The sequence below is a fragment of the Streptomyces sp. RK9 genome, assembly GCF_045070545.1.
Classification (GTDB): Bacteria; Actinomycetota; Actinomycetes; order Streptomycetales; family Streptomycetaceae; genus Streptomyces; species Streptomyces alboflavus.
Genome location: NZ_CP173703.1, coordinates 2,552,058 through 2,566,396 on the forward strand (window position 1 = coordinate 2,552,058; position 14,339 = coordinate 2,566,396).

The window sequence follows — 14,339 nt, forward strand, 5'->3', positions numbered from 1 at the left end:
GGTGGTTGCTTCCGCGACGGCTACGGCCGGAAGCGCACCACCTGCGGGTCGTGGTCGCTGTTCTGCTCCGCGAACTCGGCGTTCACATGCACGCTGTCGTAGCGGAACCGGCCCACGCCCGGGCTCACCAGGATCTGGTCCAGGACCTGTGAGTTGCCCTGGAAGACGTACGAGTAGCGCTCGGAGCGCGGCAGCGTCCTGATCCCGGCGCGCAGCGCGCCGCCCTTCTCCAGGGCCTCGGTCGTGGCGGAGAACTCGAAGTCGTTGATGTCGCCGACCACGAGCACGTCCGCGTCCCGCTGGGTCTTCCTGATCTCCTGGACGAAGGAGTTCACGGCCTCCGCCTGGCGCACCCGCTGCGTCTCGGAGGAGCGCACCGGCGGCTGGTGGTGCGAGGCCAGCGACTCGTCGCCGCCCTTGGACGCGAAGTGGTTGGCGACCACGATCACCGGCTTGCCCCGGAAGGAGAACTCACCGGCGAGCGGCTTGCGGCTGTTGGTCCACGCCGAGTCCGCGGGGGCGATCCGGCCCGGCGAGTGCGTGAGCGCGGCCCGCTTGCCGACGCGGACGACGCCCGTCGGGGTCGTCGCGTCCCCGGCGGCGCGGTCGGTGAACGACACCCGCTCGGGGTTGAACAGGAACACCTGGCGGATGTTGCCGCCCGGCTCGCCGCCGTCCTTGTTGTTCTCGGGGTCGACGGACCGCCATGCGTAGCGCGGGCCGCCCGCCGCGACGATCGCGTCCGTGAACTTCTTCAGGGTCGCCGCGGCGGACACCGTGCCGTCGTTCTTCGCGCCGTTGTCGTCCTGGATCTCCTCCAGGGCGACGATGTCGGGCGTGGCCAGATTCGTGACCACGCCGGAGGCCAGCGCGTCGAACTTCGACTGCGGGTCGCCCGGGTCGAGGTTCTCGACGTTGTACGTGGCCACGGCCAGCTCGCCCGCGCGCTGCGGCCGGGTCCGCTCCCGCTGCAGGCCCTTGCCGCCCTTGCCCTGCGGCACGACCTTGCCCAGCTCACGGGCGGTCAGCGTGTACCCGCCGAACTGGTTGAAGTCCAGCGGCCCCTCCGTCGCCCCGGTCAGCGTGTCCCCGACGTCCGCCTTCGGGAACGGCTGCTCGGAGATCGGCGCCAGCTGCTGGATCTGGAGCCTGCCGGTGTTCTGCGAGTCGTACGAGCCGTACAGTGCGCCCCCGCGCCGGGTGGCGCTCTCGTGCGGCTTCACGGTCACCCACAGCTCGTTGTACGGGTCGGTCGCGCCGACGACGCGCGAGGAACCGACGCGTACGTTCATGCCCTCCAGGGACTCGTACAGGTCCAGGGCGTACGAACGGGGCTTCAGGGGCAGCCCGTTGACGCTGTTCCCGGCGGCCGGGTCGCCCTTGGGGGCGTACGCGGCGGGCACGGTCCTGGCGCCGATCGCCACCGGGGCGGGCAGGGCGTTGCCGGAGGACTCCACGGTCACCGTCGGCTTGGTGATCTGGGTCAGCGACTGGTTGCCGGAGGCGGCGCCGCCGGGCACGTACTCGGTGACGGTGCCGGAGACCCGGACCGCGTCGCCCGGCTTCACCGTCGGCGTCGCGTTGGTGTAGACGAACACGCCCTCGCTGGTCGCCCGGTCGTCGTCCGGCCGCGCGTCCTGGATCCAGAAGCCCTTCGAGCCGTAGCCACGCACGCCCGTGACGATGCCCGGCACCTCGCTGACCTGCTGCCCCGCGAGCGGCGAGAGCCGCGTCGTGCCCTGGATGTCGTGCACCCGCACCTGGTCGGCGGACGCGGTGGAGGCGGTGGCGACGAGCAGCCCGGCCGCGAGGGCGGTGGCGACGAGGGTGCTGACGGCGGCGGATCTCGGTATGTGGGGCATCGGGGACTCCGAGTGAGGGTGAGGTGACGTGACGAAAGGGACGGGAACGCTGATGCGCACGGGGACGCGCGGTGCATCGGCCGGGGGAGCGGCGCTCTACGCGCGTCAATCTCTTGTGCGGGCGGGGGAGTTGTCAAGGTTCTTCGGGTGTGCGTGATCTGTACGTCTCCTGACGGCGGGGTGAAGCGGGGCGGAGTCGGGACGATGCGGGCGAAGCGGGACGGCTGCGCGGGGCTGTTCCGGGCCGGGGTGGAGGGCGGGCAGGGGCGGGGTCGGCGTGTTCCGTGGGCGGGTGGTTCGGTGCGGGTGCCGTCGGCGGGCGGGGTGGTGCGGCACGGGTGCGTCCGGTGGGTGGGAGCCGGTCCGGACCGGTGCGTCCGACGGGTGGGCGGCAAACGGTCAAATCCGTCTAGGCTTCACGCAGCAGACCCCACGCCCGTCAGGGCGGCAGACCCGCACGTCCGTCAGGAGAACCAGCCGATGTCCCAAAGCCCCGCCACCCTGCCGCCGGTGCTGCTGCACTCCGAAGCGGAGCTCGCGCGGGACGCGCTCGCCACGCCCCTGCTCGCCCGCGCCGCGCGGCTCGCCCGCTGGGCGGGCCCGGACACGCGGGTGGGCGCCGGCGGCGAGCTCGTCGACGAGCAGCTTCCGGCCGCGGCGGCCGAGCTCGGGCTCACCGGCCCGGAAGGGGCGGACGGCCTGGACGACGGGGACGCGGCGGCGTACGCCAGCGAGGCGTGGCGGGTCGCCGTCGACACCGGCCTGGTCGAGATCCACGAGGCCCCCGAGGCCCACGAGGACACTGAAGGTGCCGAGGCCGAGGCCGACGGGACCGTCACCGAGGGCGAGGAGCTCGGCCTGCTCACCTCCGGGGCGCCGCAGGACGTCCTCGGCATCTGGCTCGCCGCCCTGGAGACCGTGTTCGCCGACGCGACGGTCCCCGACCTGGACGACCTCGTCGACGCCATCGAGGACGGCGGCGAGATCGACTTCGAGGCGCTCGGCTGGGACCCGCAGGGCGAGGCCGACTTCCTGGAGGGCGTCCTCGGCAACCTGTACCTGCTGACCGTCGGCGAGGGCGCCGCGGACGGCGCGGTGCCGCTGCCCGCGCTCGCCGCGTCGATGATCGTGCCCGACGACATGGGGGAGCCCACCGACGACATCCTGGAGCAGGTGTCGGACGCGATGATGCGGCTCGACGACCAGTTCCGGATGCTGGAGCCGATCGGGCTCGTCGCCTACCAGCCCGTCGACGAGGCCCTGATGGCCGACATCGACAGCGAGGAGCCGATGCCGCCCGTCGACGACGAGGACGTCACGCGGTACGGCATGGTCAGGCTGACGCCGCTCGGGCTGTACGGCATCCGGGCGCGGATGCTGGAGGCCGGGCTCGACGCGCCCGCCGTCGGCGACCTCGCCGACAAGGGCGCCGACACGCTCCTCGACGGCACCGCCGCCTTCCCGCAGGGGGCCGCGCAGGCCGAGATCGAGCAGTGGCTCGCCCGGCGGGAATCGCTCGGCGCCGCACGGGAGTTGCTGTCCGCCGCGCGCGGTGGCGACGAGGGGGCGCCGCTCAGGCGGCTGCGGTGTCAGCAGGCGCTGTCCCTCGTCGGGGACGAGGCCGAGCCCGCGCTGCGGGAGGTCCTCGACGACGCCGAGCTCGGTGGGCTCGCCCGGGTGTGGCTCGCCGAGCACGGCGCCGCCGATGTGCCGCCGCCGTCCGAGGGCATGGTCTTCTGGCTCACCATCGACACGATTGCCGCGCAGCTTGCCGCCGAGGGCAACTCCGAGGAGCTCCAAGCCCTCGTCGAGGGGCTTGCCGCGCAGCACAGCGGGTTCTTCGCCGCTGCGTGGCGCGTGGAGCACCCCGCCACCGCGGACGTCCTGGAGGCGATGGGGCGCCTCCACCCCGACAAGAAGGTCGCGAAGGAGGCCCGCAAGGCGGCCTTCAAGGCCCGCAGCCAGCAGGCCTAGGCGGGGGCCCTGCCGGGGGCTCCCCAATCCCGCCCCTTCCCGAAACCGGGGCTTCGCCCCTGGGCCCCGGGGGTGGGTCTCCCCTCCGGGTGGGACGGGGGCACCCTTGCATCGGCGCTCCGCGCCTCGTCCTCAAACGCCGGACGGGCTGAAATACAGCCGGGGCGGGCCGGAGAGGTGCCGCGGGGTGGGCTGGAGAGGTGCTGCGGCGTGAGGCCGTTTCGGGGCTGAAGGTGCCGGGCTGTTGTTCGGCCGAAGTACTGGTGGGGGCGGGGTGGGTGGGAGAGAGCCTGTCCGGCGTTTGAGGACGAGGCGCGGAGCGCCGATGCGGGGGTGACCCCGGCGGGGGTGAGGATGCCGGGCTGGTGGGTGGGAGAGAGCCCGTCCGGCGCTTGAGGACGAGCCGGGCCGGAGGCCGTGAGGGGCGGCTCCCCGGCCCGGCCCGAGGGCTCAGCACTCGTAGCGCGTCGTGTGCTTGAAGGACGATGTGGCGCCGTCGAAGCCGTACGTCCCGCGGTACGCGGGCGGGTTCTGGTACTCGCCGACGATGGTGATCGTCGTGGCGCAGGACCCCTGGCCGGCCCGCTTGGCGTCCAGGCGGATGGTGTCACCGACGAAGCCACCGGTGATGTCCCAGGGGGCACCGCAGATGCCGGAGGTGATCTGGCCGCCGGTCACGACGTGCGGGTAGGTGTTGGGGTTGTACTTCACCTCGATGCCGAACGTGACCTGGCCGTTGTGGAGCGTCAGCTTGCAGTCGGTGGAGACGGCCTCCGCCGAGACGTCGAACTGCGTGGCGAACGCCTCGTCACGCGTCTTGACCTCGGCCCCCTGCGGGTTGTGGAAACGGTGCTCCGCGCGGGCCTGGCCCTTCTGCTTGCGTGCCTGTGTGGTCATGGAACCCTCCCTCCGGGTAGTCGTGCCGTCAGGCCAGCTGCTCGGCGATCTCGACGCGCAGCAGCGCGCGGACGTTCTCGATGTGGTTGACGACGGTGACGGTCGAGGACCCCGCGAAGAGCAGGCCGAGCGCCACGTTGTCGAGCGAGGTCACCAGAGAGCCGGAGTCGCCGCCCGCGGAGATGTTGGTGGTGAGGATCTGGTCCTTGAAGCGGGCGGTGCCCGCGGTGCCGAAGTTGACGTCGATGGTCGCGTCGACGGAGACGATCCGGCCGAAGCTGATGTTCGTGGTGCGGCCGGACTTCTTGACGAGGTCGCCGACGGCGACGTTGGCCTTGCGCCGCCAGGCGCGCGGCGCCCCGCTGAAGTACTGCTCACGGGTCGCGTCCTGGAAGTCCACGGTGCCGAGCGCCGCGTCCACGACGTTGTTGTGCCGCTCCAGCGGGATCTGCGGGGCGAACTGGATCGTGATGAAGCGGTCCAGGGTCGCGATCCGGTCGGCCGGGTCCTGGCCGCCGTCGAACACGCCGGGCTGCACGATCGAGCTGCCGAGCTGGGCCCGGTTGGAGTCCGCGAGGACGTGGTTGTTGGACAGGATGTAGAACTTCGCGGGCACGCCGAGTCCGGCGCCGGGCGGGTCGACGGACGCGCCGGGCAGGAAGTCGTACACCACGCTGCCGAGGGTGCCCGCGGTCACGCGGACGTTGCCGACCGAGAAGCCGGACGGGCTCGGCCGCATCCGGCGCTTGAGGAGCTGCGGCTCGAACGCGCCGAGCCCGCCGAGCTCTTCGAGCCGGGGCTGGGACAGACCGGCGAGCTGTTCGCTGACGGTGCCGTCGGCGTCGTACGACACCGAGGAGCGGTCCTCGCCGCGCGCGGACCTGCGCTGCTGGCGCTGCGCGGCCACATGGCCGACGGCCAGGATGTCGGTGGGGGTGCCGTCGTCCATCTGACGGGGAATCACATCCCGTTCGGGGAGCAGTGATTCGGGCACCTTCTGGGTGACGAACACGAGCACGGCGGGCTCGCCGGTGGGCCGTCCGTCGCTCCACTTCACGCCGTGCCCGAAGCCGACCACGTTCGCGAGCGGCTGTTCGCGGCGCATGAAGTCGGCCATCGCCTGCTGGCGGGAGCTGTCGCTGAGGGTGCCGCCGGTGGGTCCACGCATCAATTCGGGCTGGCTCACGCCAGACCACCTCTTCCCCTTGTGGTGAAGTCCCGGGTTCCGGTGGACGTCTCAGGCGTCGCCCTGCGCGCCGACGTCGCCGATGGCAAGGACGCGCACGGGCACGCCGTCGAGTACGTCCGGAACCACGTCCTCGTCCCGGAGCCGGTCACGGGGCACCCGGTGCGTGACGAAGACGACGATCACGTCCGCGCCCGAGTGTTCGTCCCTGCCGGTGCCTACTCCGGTGACGTTGGCCAGCCTCATCAGCCGGCTCTCATGGAGGCTGCGGGCCTGGTGTGCGTCCACTCCGGCTCGCCTCCCCGCGTGGGTGATGCGGTTCCGCAGGTGTACCTGCGGGATGCGGTACCTGGGTGTCTATTGCCGTGGCCATCGGCGGTCAAGGCGTTCTGCGCGAAATCTTGCCTTTGCGGACGGTCCGCGCCTGTTGACCTTGTTTACGAAGACTCTTCCGGGAATACGAAGTCTCTTCCCACCAGTAACGCGCACGCGATGTACGCCGCTTCACGTAGGCCGCGGCGGGCTCAGGTGCGCAGGTGGGACGCGCCGTTGAGATCGAGGACGGCGCCGGAGGCCCACTCGGCCATCGGCGACGCCAGCCACACCACGGCCGCCGCGATCTCCTCGGCCGTGCCCGCCCGCCCGAACGGACTCTGCGCGCGGATCGCCTCGCCCTCCGCCCCGCTCAGCCGGTGCGCGACCCGCTCCGTCCCGAAGAACCCCGGCGCCACCGACGCCACCGCGATCCCGTGCGGCGCGAGCGCCACCGCGAGCGACTGGCCGAGCGCGTGCACGGCCGCCTTCGTCGCCCCGTACGCCGGGTGGTCCGGCTCGCCCCGGAAGGCGCCGCGCGAGCCGATGTTGACGATGCGGCCGCCGGTGCCCTGACCGATCATGCGGTGCGCCGCGAGATGGCTGAGGTTCGCGGTGGCGAGCAGGTTGACGGACACGTGCCGCTGCCACAGCGCGGACCAGTCCTCGTAGGAGGTGGTGGCGGGCGGGTGCGGCAGGTTCACGGCCGCGTTGTTCACCAGGACGTCAACGCCGCCGAGCGCCTCGGCCGCGCGGTCCGCGACGCCCTTGGCCCCGGCCGGGTCCGACAGGTCGCCGCCCACCAGGGCGTGCCCGGACCCCGGCAGCGAGTCGAGCGTGGCCCGCGCCTCGTCCGCGCGCGAGCCGAAGTGCACCGCGACCCGGTCGCCGTTGTCCGCGAACGCCCGGGCCAGGGCGCGGCCGAGGCCCCGGGAGGCGCCGCTGACCAGGACGCGGCGGCCGGTGGCGGGAAAGGGAGCGTGCCCGCTCGCGTCGGTGGCCGTGTGCGCGTCGCTCATGGGAGCCTCCTGGCGGAATGTGAGCATCCGGAAAACGACCGCCGAAGTCGGCCTTCGTTCAACCGCCGTTTATACGTGAGCGGGAATCTGTCGCCGACAGCAGGCCCGGTCGACGCGCCCTCAGGAGAAATCATGCCGTCGCTCACTCGCAGGGACTTCGCCAGACGATCAGCGGTCACCGGGGCGGGCGTCGCCCTGGCAGGCAGCGTCGGCGTGCTCGCCACCGCGCCCGGCGCGCTCGCCGCGGAGGACCCGGAGGTGGCCGGAGCCGAAGGTCCCGACGGCGAAGCCGAGTTCGGCCACGGTCACGGTCACGGCGCGCCGGGCTATGGCCCGCTCCTGCCCGACCCCAAGGGCCTGCTCGCCCTCCCCGCCGGATTCTCGTACCGCGTCATCACGCACAGCGGAAAGACGAAGCTGGACACCGGCGAGTTCACGCCGTCGAACCACGACGGCACCGCCGCCTTCGAGGGCCCGCGCGGAGTGACCCTGCTCGTCAACAACCACGAGCTGGGCGGCCCCCGCACCCGCGTGAAGCACCCGGTGCCGCTCGCCGAAGGCCTCGTCTACGACCCGGCGGCGGCCGGTGGCTGCACGGTCGTCGAGGTCCGGCGCGGCGGCGAGGTCGCCGAGTGGGTCGGCGTCGCGGGCACCGCCACCAACTGCGCGGGCGGATCCACGCCCTGGGGCACCTGGCTCACCTGCGAGGAGACCGAGGACAAGGCCGGCCAGAACGGCATGACCAAGGACCACGGCTACGTCTTCGAGGTCGACCCCTACGACCGGCGCGCCAACCGGAACCCCAAGCCCCTCAAGGCCCTCGGCCGCTACGCCCACGAAGCGGTCGTCGTCGATCCCAAGCGCGGCCACCTCTACCTCACCGAGGACGCCGCGGGCCCCAACGGCCTGCTGTACCGCTGGACCCCGCCGCACGGCTTCCGGCACGGCCGCGGCAGGCTGCGCACCCTCGCCGACGACGCCGGTGTCCTCAAGGCCGTCAAGTGCTACGACTCCGGCGGCCGGTTCGTCGACGACCTCGCGCGCGCCACGAGGATCGGCACCGTGTACGGCGTGGACTGGGTGGAGGTGGCGGACCGCGACGCGCGCACCGTGCCGGTCCGCGAGCAGTTCGACACCGGCGCCGTCACCCGCGCCCGCAAGCTCGAAGGCATGTGGTGGGGCGACGGCGGCGCGTACATCGTCTCCTCGTACGCCCGTGCCGAGAGCCCCGAACAGCACGACGGGCAGGTGTGGTTCTACCACCCCGGCCGCCGCACCCTGACGCTCAAGGTCCTGATCGGCGTCAACCTCGACCCGGGCAGGGACGGCGCGTACGACGGGCCCGACAACATCACCGTCTCGCCCTACGGGGGACTCGTCATCGCCGAGGACGGCGACGGCATCCAGCACCTGTTCGGCGCGACGGAGCGCGGGCGGACGTACCCCATCGCCCGCAACGAACTGAACGCGGGCACCCCCGAGAAGCCGTCCTACAGCGAGTTCACGGGCGTCACCTTCTCGCCCGACGGGCGGACGCTGTACGCCAACATCCAGAGCCCGGGCATCATGCTGGCGATCAAGGGGCCGTGGCGCCGCCAGCGCCCCTGACCGGCGCCGCACCCGGCTACCGCGCGGGCGCGTCGACCGCCCGCGCGGACGTCCCGCCGACGATCGCGTACCACCCGTCGGCGTCGGCGGTGAGCGCGGTGGCCGTGCCGTCCAGGCGCCACCGCGCCCGCCGCTCGCCGTCGCGCAGGCCGAGGGCGCGGACCTCGCGGCCCGCCGTGACGTAGACGGTGTCACCGCCGACCGCGGGCGGGCGCTGCCCGGTCGCCCCGAACGACGCCGTCCACAGCGGCTTGCGGCCGTCGCGCACGTCGACGGCCGCGAGGGTGTTCGTGTCCGTCCAGTGCACCAGGACGCCGTCGGCGGTCACCGGGCCGCGCGCGCCGCCCGCCCGGCGCGGCCAGCTCGCGTCCAGGCCCGCCGACGCGTGGCTCCACAACGGCCCGCCGTCCCCCGGGTCGAAGCCCACGATCCGGCCACCGCCGAGCACCAGGCCGACCCCGGCGGCCTGCCCCAGGGCCGTCGTGCCCCGCCCCGCCGCCAGTTCGAGCCGCCGCCGCGCGCGCCGCTCGCCGCCCCGTACGTCGATGAGATGCAGGTCGGACTCCTCGGTGAGCAGCGCGAAGCGCGGGCCGCGCGCGCCCTTGCGGGGAAGCGTCACGGGGGCGGCGACCGCCCGCTCGTCGCCCGTGAGATGCCGGTACGTCCAGCGTGCCGCGCCCGTGCGCGCGTCCACGCAGGACGCCCCCTCCACCAGCTCCGCGGGCTCCGGCGCGAGCAGCAGCGACGACCCGGAGACGGCGGGGGCCAGCCACGCGGGCACGTCCTTGCGGACGCCGGGCGCGGTGCCGCCGGGCAGGGTGCGCAGCCGCAGCTCCGGGTCGTTCGACGAGCCGGTCACGTGCAGCGTCACGAGCCGCCCGTCCGCGACCGCGAACCACCGCGTGGTCCCCGGCGACGGCCACGCGTCCTTCACCGGCCACGGCTTTCCCGTGCGTACGTCGACGACCTCCGCGAGGACGTCCGGCGCGACCAGGAGCCCGTCCGCCACGCCCCACAGCGCGGGCCCGGACTGCGCGTCGCCGTCCCGCCGCCACCGCTCGGAGCCGTCGGCGGCCCGCACGGCGTGGACGGTGCCGCCGCCCGGCGTGGTGCCGCGCTCCGGCCCGCGCACCAGCACGGTGTCGCCCGCGAGCAGCAGTGCGTCCAGGCTGCCGCCGACCGCGTCGTCGAGGGTCAGCGTCCACCGTGTGGCCCCCGGGGCGCGCTTCCCCTTCCGCAGGCTCAGCGTGTTCTCCGCCGCCGGGTCCTGCGTCCTGGAGCCGGGCGGGGCGGTGCTGATGGCCCACCCCATCAGCGCGACGAGGCCACCGCCCGCGACGGTGAGGGCGGAGCGGCGGGCGAGGGTGCGGTGGCGGTGGGCGCGGGCGGGGGCGGTGCGGTCCGGGGCGGCGGGGTGGGCGGAGGGGCGGTCGCCCGAACCGTCCGCGACGAGGGTGGCCGCGGCACCGGAGGAGGCCTCACCCCCGTGCCCCGCCGCCCCCTCCCGCGCCACCGCCCCCACGGCCTCCTCCGGCGCCGCGTCGGCGATGAGGGACCGCAGGGGCTCGTCACGCCACCACAGCGGGCTGTCGGGCCTGGCGGTGCGGCGCAGGACATCCCCGACCGCGGGCCGCCCGGCCGGGTCCCGCCGAAGGCAGGCCGCGACGAGGTCGCGCAGCCCCGCCGCCTCCGGTACGCCCCTGAGGTCGGGGTCCTCGTGGGCCGCGCGGTACAGGAGGACGGCGACCGGGCCCGTCCCGAACGGCCCCGCGCCGGTCGTGGCGAAGGTGAGGACCGCGCCGAGGGCGAACACGTCGGTGGCCGGTCCCGTCGGACCGCCGAGGATCTGCTCGGGGGCCATGTAGCCGGGCGTGCCGAGCATCGACCCGGTCGCGGTCAGCGGCCCGTGCGCGCCCGTGGCCCTGGCGATGCCGAAGTCGATGACGCGGGGGCCGTCGGCGGTGACCAGGACGTTGGACGGCTTCAGGTCGCGGTGCACGATGCCCGCGGCGTGGATGCAGGCCAGGGCCTCGGCGAGGGCGGCGGCGAGCGCCCGGGCGACCGGTCCTGGCAGCGGGCCGCCTGCGGCGACGGCCTGGCGCAGGGTGACCCCCGGCAGATACGCGGTGGCGAGCCAGGGCTGGTCGGCGTCCGGGTCGGCGTCCACCACGGCGGCGGTGTGCGCACCGGTGACGGCCCGCGCGGCGGTCGCCTCCCTGCGGAAGCGCTCCCTGAACTTCGCGTCGGCGGCGAGGTGTTCGTGCACGGTCTTCACGGCGAGCAGGCGCCCGCCGGGGCTCCGGGCCAGATACACCTGGCCCATCCCGCCCGCCCCGAGCCGGGACAACAGCCGGTGCCCACCCAGGGTTTCGGGGTCCTCGGAGAGGAGGGGGGAGGTCATGCGGGGGTGCCGATCGGGGATGGGGGGCGCACGGGGCCGGGCGGGGGGACGTGGTCGGGGTGGCCGGGCGGGGGGACCGAGGCGGGCGGGTTGTGGCGGGGGTTCGGGCTTCTGGGGGTGATCGGGTCGGCAGGGGTGCTCCAACTGCCCGAGGAGTTACGGCTGTTGGGGTGTCCGGTCCCTGTGCGCGTGGGCGTCATGCTCGCTCCGGGGCTGCCAGCGCCACGACCGTCCCGTCCGCGTACACGTGGACCACGTCCGGCGCCGCGGCGGCCGCCTTCACCGTCCTGAGGCCCTCGGACCGTGCCGCCCAGGCCGTGCGGCCGGTGCGGACGTCCAGGGCGTGCAGGCCCCAGCCGGGCTCACCCGTCGTGCCCGGCTCGGGCCCCACGACGTACACATGGCCGCCCGCCGTCAGCAACGAGCCGTCGGCGGCGGTGAGTTCCTCGACGTCCGTACGGGTCCACCGCGGCTTGCCACCGGACGTGGCCGCGTACCCGCTGAGGCCCTCGGACGTCGCGGCGAGCAGCATGCCGCGCGTCGGCACCGGCGTGACGGCCGTCGGCGAGTCCATGCGGCGGGTCCAGCGGACGCGGCCCGTGGTGAGGTCGACGGCACGGATCGCGGTGCGGCTCGCGTAGCACGCCACGCCCTTCGCGCCCGGGTGGGCGCGCGGGTGCCGCGCACCGTCGCGCACCGTCCGCTCCACCTTGCCGTCCGCCGCGCGCAGGACGACCAGCGGGTCCCGCCGCGCGTAGTCGTCCGTGCCCGTCAGGCCGGGGTTCGCGGACGCGGCCACGGCGATGCGCCCGCCCGCCTCGTCGACGCCGATCACCCCGGCGGCGGTGCCCTCGTGGAACCACAGTTCCTCGCGTGTCCGCGCGTCGAACCCGTACGCCCGCCAGCGCCGCCCCCAGGAGCTGCGCCGCGCCCACATGGTGTCGTACGGGGCGTAGGTGAGGAAGCACAGCACGTCCCCGGCCAGCACGAACGTCCCCTGGTTGCCCTCCAGGGCGCTGTCGTCGGAGTCGAAGGAGGGCAGGCCCTCGGCGCGGCGCTTCGGGTTGAGGCGCGGGAACGGGGACGTCCACACCTTGCGGCCGGTGGCGGCGTCCAGCGCGTGCATCTCGGGTTCGAAGAGGTCGTCCCGGAGGACGTAGACCGTGTCGCGGTACCGGTCCACGCTCTGCAACCGCTCCGCGGCGTACACCCATCGCTCGGTGTTGGAGCGGGCTTCGAGGCAGGTCAGGGAGTCGGCGGCGAGCAGGTAGAGGTCGTCGCCCCGGCGCACCAGACCGTCGGGCCGGAGCTCGCCCACGTCCCTGCTCCACAGGACCCGCCCCTTGGCCGTCGCGTCCGACGGCCGCTTCGGCGGGCCTCCGTCCTTGCCATCCGCGTCCCCGTCCCCGCCCTGGAGTGCGATGGCGACACCGGTGACGCCAGCGGTGGTGGCGAGGGCGGCGCCGCCCCAGAGGAGGAGGCTGCGGCGGGAGGGGGGTCGGTCGGTGGCGGGAGACGCGTCGGTGGGGGTGGATTTGCGGGTGGGGGGTGAGGGGTTGGTGGGGTGAGGGTTGGGCGCTATTGGTGCCGGTGTCGGCGTAGAGGTCGGCGTCGACCTGGTGGGTTGCGGGGCGCTGAGCGGGCCGTCGGGCGGCGACCGGACCTCGGACTGCGGTGTGGCGGACGCAGGAGCCTTGAGTGCCGGAGCCCCGGGTGCCGCAGTCCCGAGTGCCGCGGCTCCGAGCGCCGCGGCTCCGGGTTCCGGCGCCCCGGGCTCCGCAGCCCCCGAAACACCCCCCGCGCCCGCCCCCGCCCCCGAGCCCCCCTCCCCGCCCCCCAACAACCGCACCACATCATCCTCATGACGCCGTATCAGCCCAGCGACAGCACCCCGCTCCCACCACGGAGCCCCCTCCACCCTCGCCGCGCACCACGCCAGGACCTGCGCGACCGTGGGACGTCGGGCCGGGTCGCGGGTGAGGCAGTGGGCCAGGAAGGCGCGCGGGGCGGGGTCGGGTACGCCGTCGAGGTCCGGGTCCTCGTGGAGGGTGCGGTACAGAACGCGGGCCGCGCCGTCCGCGCCGAAGGGGGCGCGGCCCGTGACCGCGAGGGCGAGGAGGGCGCCGAGGGCGAACACGTCGGCGGGCGGCCCCGGGCGGGCGTCGTCGGCGCCGCGCGCGAGCTGTTCCGGGGCGATGAAGCCGGGGGAGCCGATGGCCTCGTCGGTGGCGGTGAGGCTGTCGTCGGCGGCGGCCTTGGCGATGCCGAAGTCGAGGACTTTGGGGCCGTCGCGGGTGACGACGACGTTGGACGGCTTGAGGTCGCGGTGGACGAGGCCCACCGCGTGCACGGCGGCGAGGGCCTCGGCGAGGAAGGCGCCGAGCGCGGCGAGGTCGGCGGTGGAGAGGGGACCGTGCGCGGACACGGCGTCCGTGAGGACGGGGCCCGCGCAGAACTCGGTGGCGAGCCAGGGCTGTTCGGCTTCCGGGTCGGCGTCGAGGACGGCGGCGGTGTACGGGCCGGTGACGGCGCGGGCGGCGGCGGTCTCGCGGCGGAAGCGCTCACGGAACTCGGGTTCGGCGGCGAGGTGGGGGTGGACGGTCTTCACGGCGACGGGCCGCCCGGACGCGGAGCGCGCCAGGTGCACCTGCCCCATCCCGCCCGCCCCGAGCCGGGCCACGAGCCGGTACCCACCCACCTCGACGGACCCCCCACGCCCGGCCCCAGCCATGCCCCGCGCACCCCCTCGTCCCCTTCGGCCCCCGGACCCCCTCGCCCGGCCGAACTGTGCGACGCCTGTGGGGCATCGTACGGTTGCGCGGGTCGGCGGACCGGAGCCTCACCGGCTCACAGGTCGCCGCGTCCGTCTACGACGGCCAGGGTCCAGCGGGCGCCGCCTTCGGCGCTGATCGCCAACCGCTGCTCGCCGGGTGCCGTGTGGACCCGGCCCACGGTGAGGGGGCTGTCGCAGCGGACGGTCGTCGGGGCGCCCTTAGCGCCGTCCCGGGCGGCGATCCGCACCGACTTGGCTCCCGTGTTCGGCGCGTCCCCGACGACCGGCCGCCCGCCTCGGCGCGCCC

Annotated in this window: 10 protein-coding genes; 2 read left to right on the top strand and 8 right to left on the bottom strand. The window is 74.5% G+C overall.

Annotated features, from left to right (window positions below):
• Positions 1–20: 20 nt before the first annotated feature.
• Positions 21–1,862: an endonuclease/exonuclease/phosphatase family protein gene (locus AB6L24_RS10295; protein ID WP_405654403.1), complete on the bottom strand. Its 1,842-nt coding sequence runs from the start codon at positions 1,860–1,862 to the stop codon at positions 21–23.
• A gap of 480 nt (positions 1,863–2,342) precedes the next feature.
• On the opposite strand from AB6L24_RS10295, the gene AB6L24_RS10300 reads away from it, so the two are divergent.
• Positions 2,343–3,836: a hypothetical protein gene (locus tag AB6L24_RS10300; protein ID WP_405654405.1), complete on the top strand. Its 1,494-nt coding sequence runs from the start codon at positions 2,343–2,345 to the stop codon at positions 3,834–3,836.
• Between the two features lie 450 nt (positions 3,837–4,286).
• Here the strand turns inward: AB6L24_RS10300 and AB6L24_RS10305 are convergent, their stop codons facing one another.
• The 4 genes from AB6L24_RS10305 to AB6L24_RS10320 form a co-directional block, all read right to left on the bottom strand.
• Entirely contained in the window at positions 4,287–4,733 is a 447-nt protein-coding gene (locus AB6L24_RS10305; RefSeq protein ID WP_087883599.1) for a hypothetical protein, read from the bottom strand.
• Positions 4,734–4,761: 28 nt separating this feature from the next.
• Positions 4,762–5,919: a hypothetical protein gene (locus tag AB6L24_RS10310; protein WP_405654407.1), complete on the bottom strand. Its 1,158-nt coding sequence runs from the start codon at positions 5,917–5,919 to the stop codon at positions 4,762–4,764.
• 51 nt (positions 5,920–5,970) lie between these two features.
• A complete protein-coding gene (locus AB6L24_RS10315) occupies positions 5,971–6,165 on the bottom strand; it encodes a hypothetical protein (RefSeq protein ID WP_051811011.1) in 195 nt (64 codons plus the stop codon).
• 278 nt (positions 6,166–6,443) lie between these two features.
• Positions 6,444–7,250 (bottom strand): SDR family NAD(P)-dependent oxidoreductase, encoded by an 807-nt coding sequence (locus tag AB6L24_RS10320; protein ID WP_405654410.1) that lies wholly within the window; start codon positions 7,248–7,250, stop codon positions 6,444–6,446.
• Positions 7,251–7,382: 132 nt separating this feature from the next.
• Between AB6L24_RS10320 and AB6L24_RS10325 the strand changes: the two genes are divergently transcribed.
• The gene (locus AB6L24_RS10325; RefSeq protein WP_405654412.1) at positions 7,383–8,858 is read left to right on the top strand and encodes an alkaline phosphatase PhoX; all 1,476 of its coding nucleotides are present in this window, start codon (positions 7,383–7,385) and stop codon (positions 8,856–8,858) included.
• A gap of 16 nt (positions 8,859–8,874) precedes the next feature.
• On the opposite strand, the gene AB6L24_RS10330 is transcribed toward AB6L24_RS10325, so the two are convergent.
• The 3 genes from AB6L24_RS10330 to AB6L24_RS10340 all read right to left on the bottom strand — a co-directional run bounded on the left by AB6L24_RS10330 (position 8,875) and on the right by AB6L24_RS10340 (position 14,280).
• On the bottom strand, positions 8,875–11,259 hold the full coding sequence (locus AB6L24_RS10330) for a protein kinase domain-containing protein (protein WP_405654415.1): 2,385 nt from the start codon (positions 11,257–11,259) through the stop codon (positions 8,875–8,877).
• Between the two features lie 196 nt (positions 11,260–11,455).
• Positions 11,456–13,990 (bottom strand): protein kinase domain-containing protein, encoded by a 2,535-nt coding sequence (locus AB6L24_RS10335; protein ID WP_405654418.1) that lies wholly within the window; start codon positions 13,988–13,990, stop codon positions 11,456–11,458.
• Between the two features lie 116 nt (positions 13,991–14,106).
• Complete coding sequence (locus AB6L24_RS10340; protein WP_405654421.1) at positions 14,107–14,280, bottom strand: hypothetical protein; 174 nt, start codon at positions 14,278–14,280, stop codon at positions 14,107–14,109.
• Positions 14,281–14,339 lie beyond the last annotated feature (59 nt).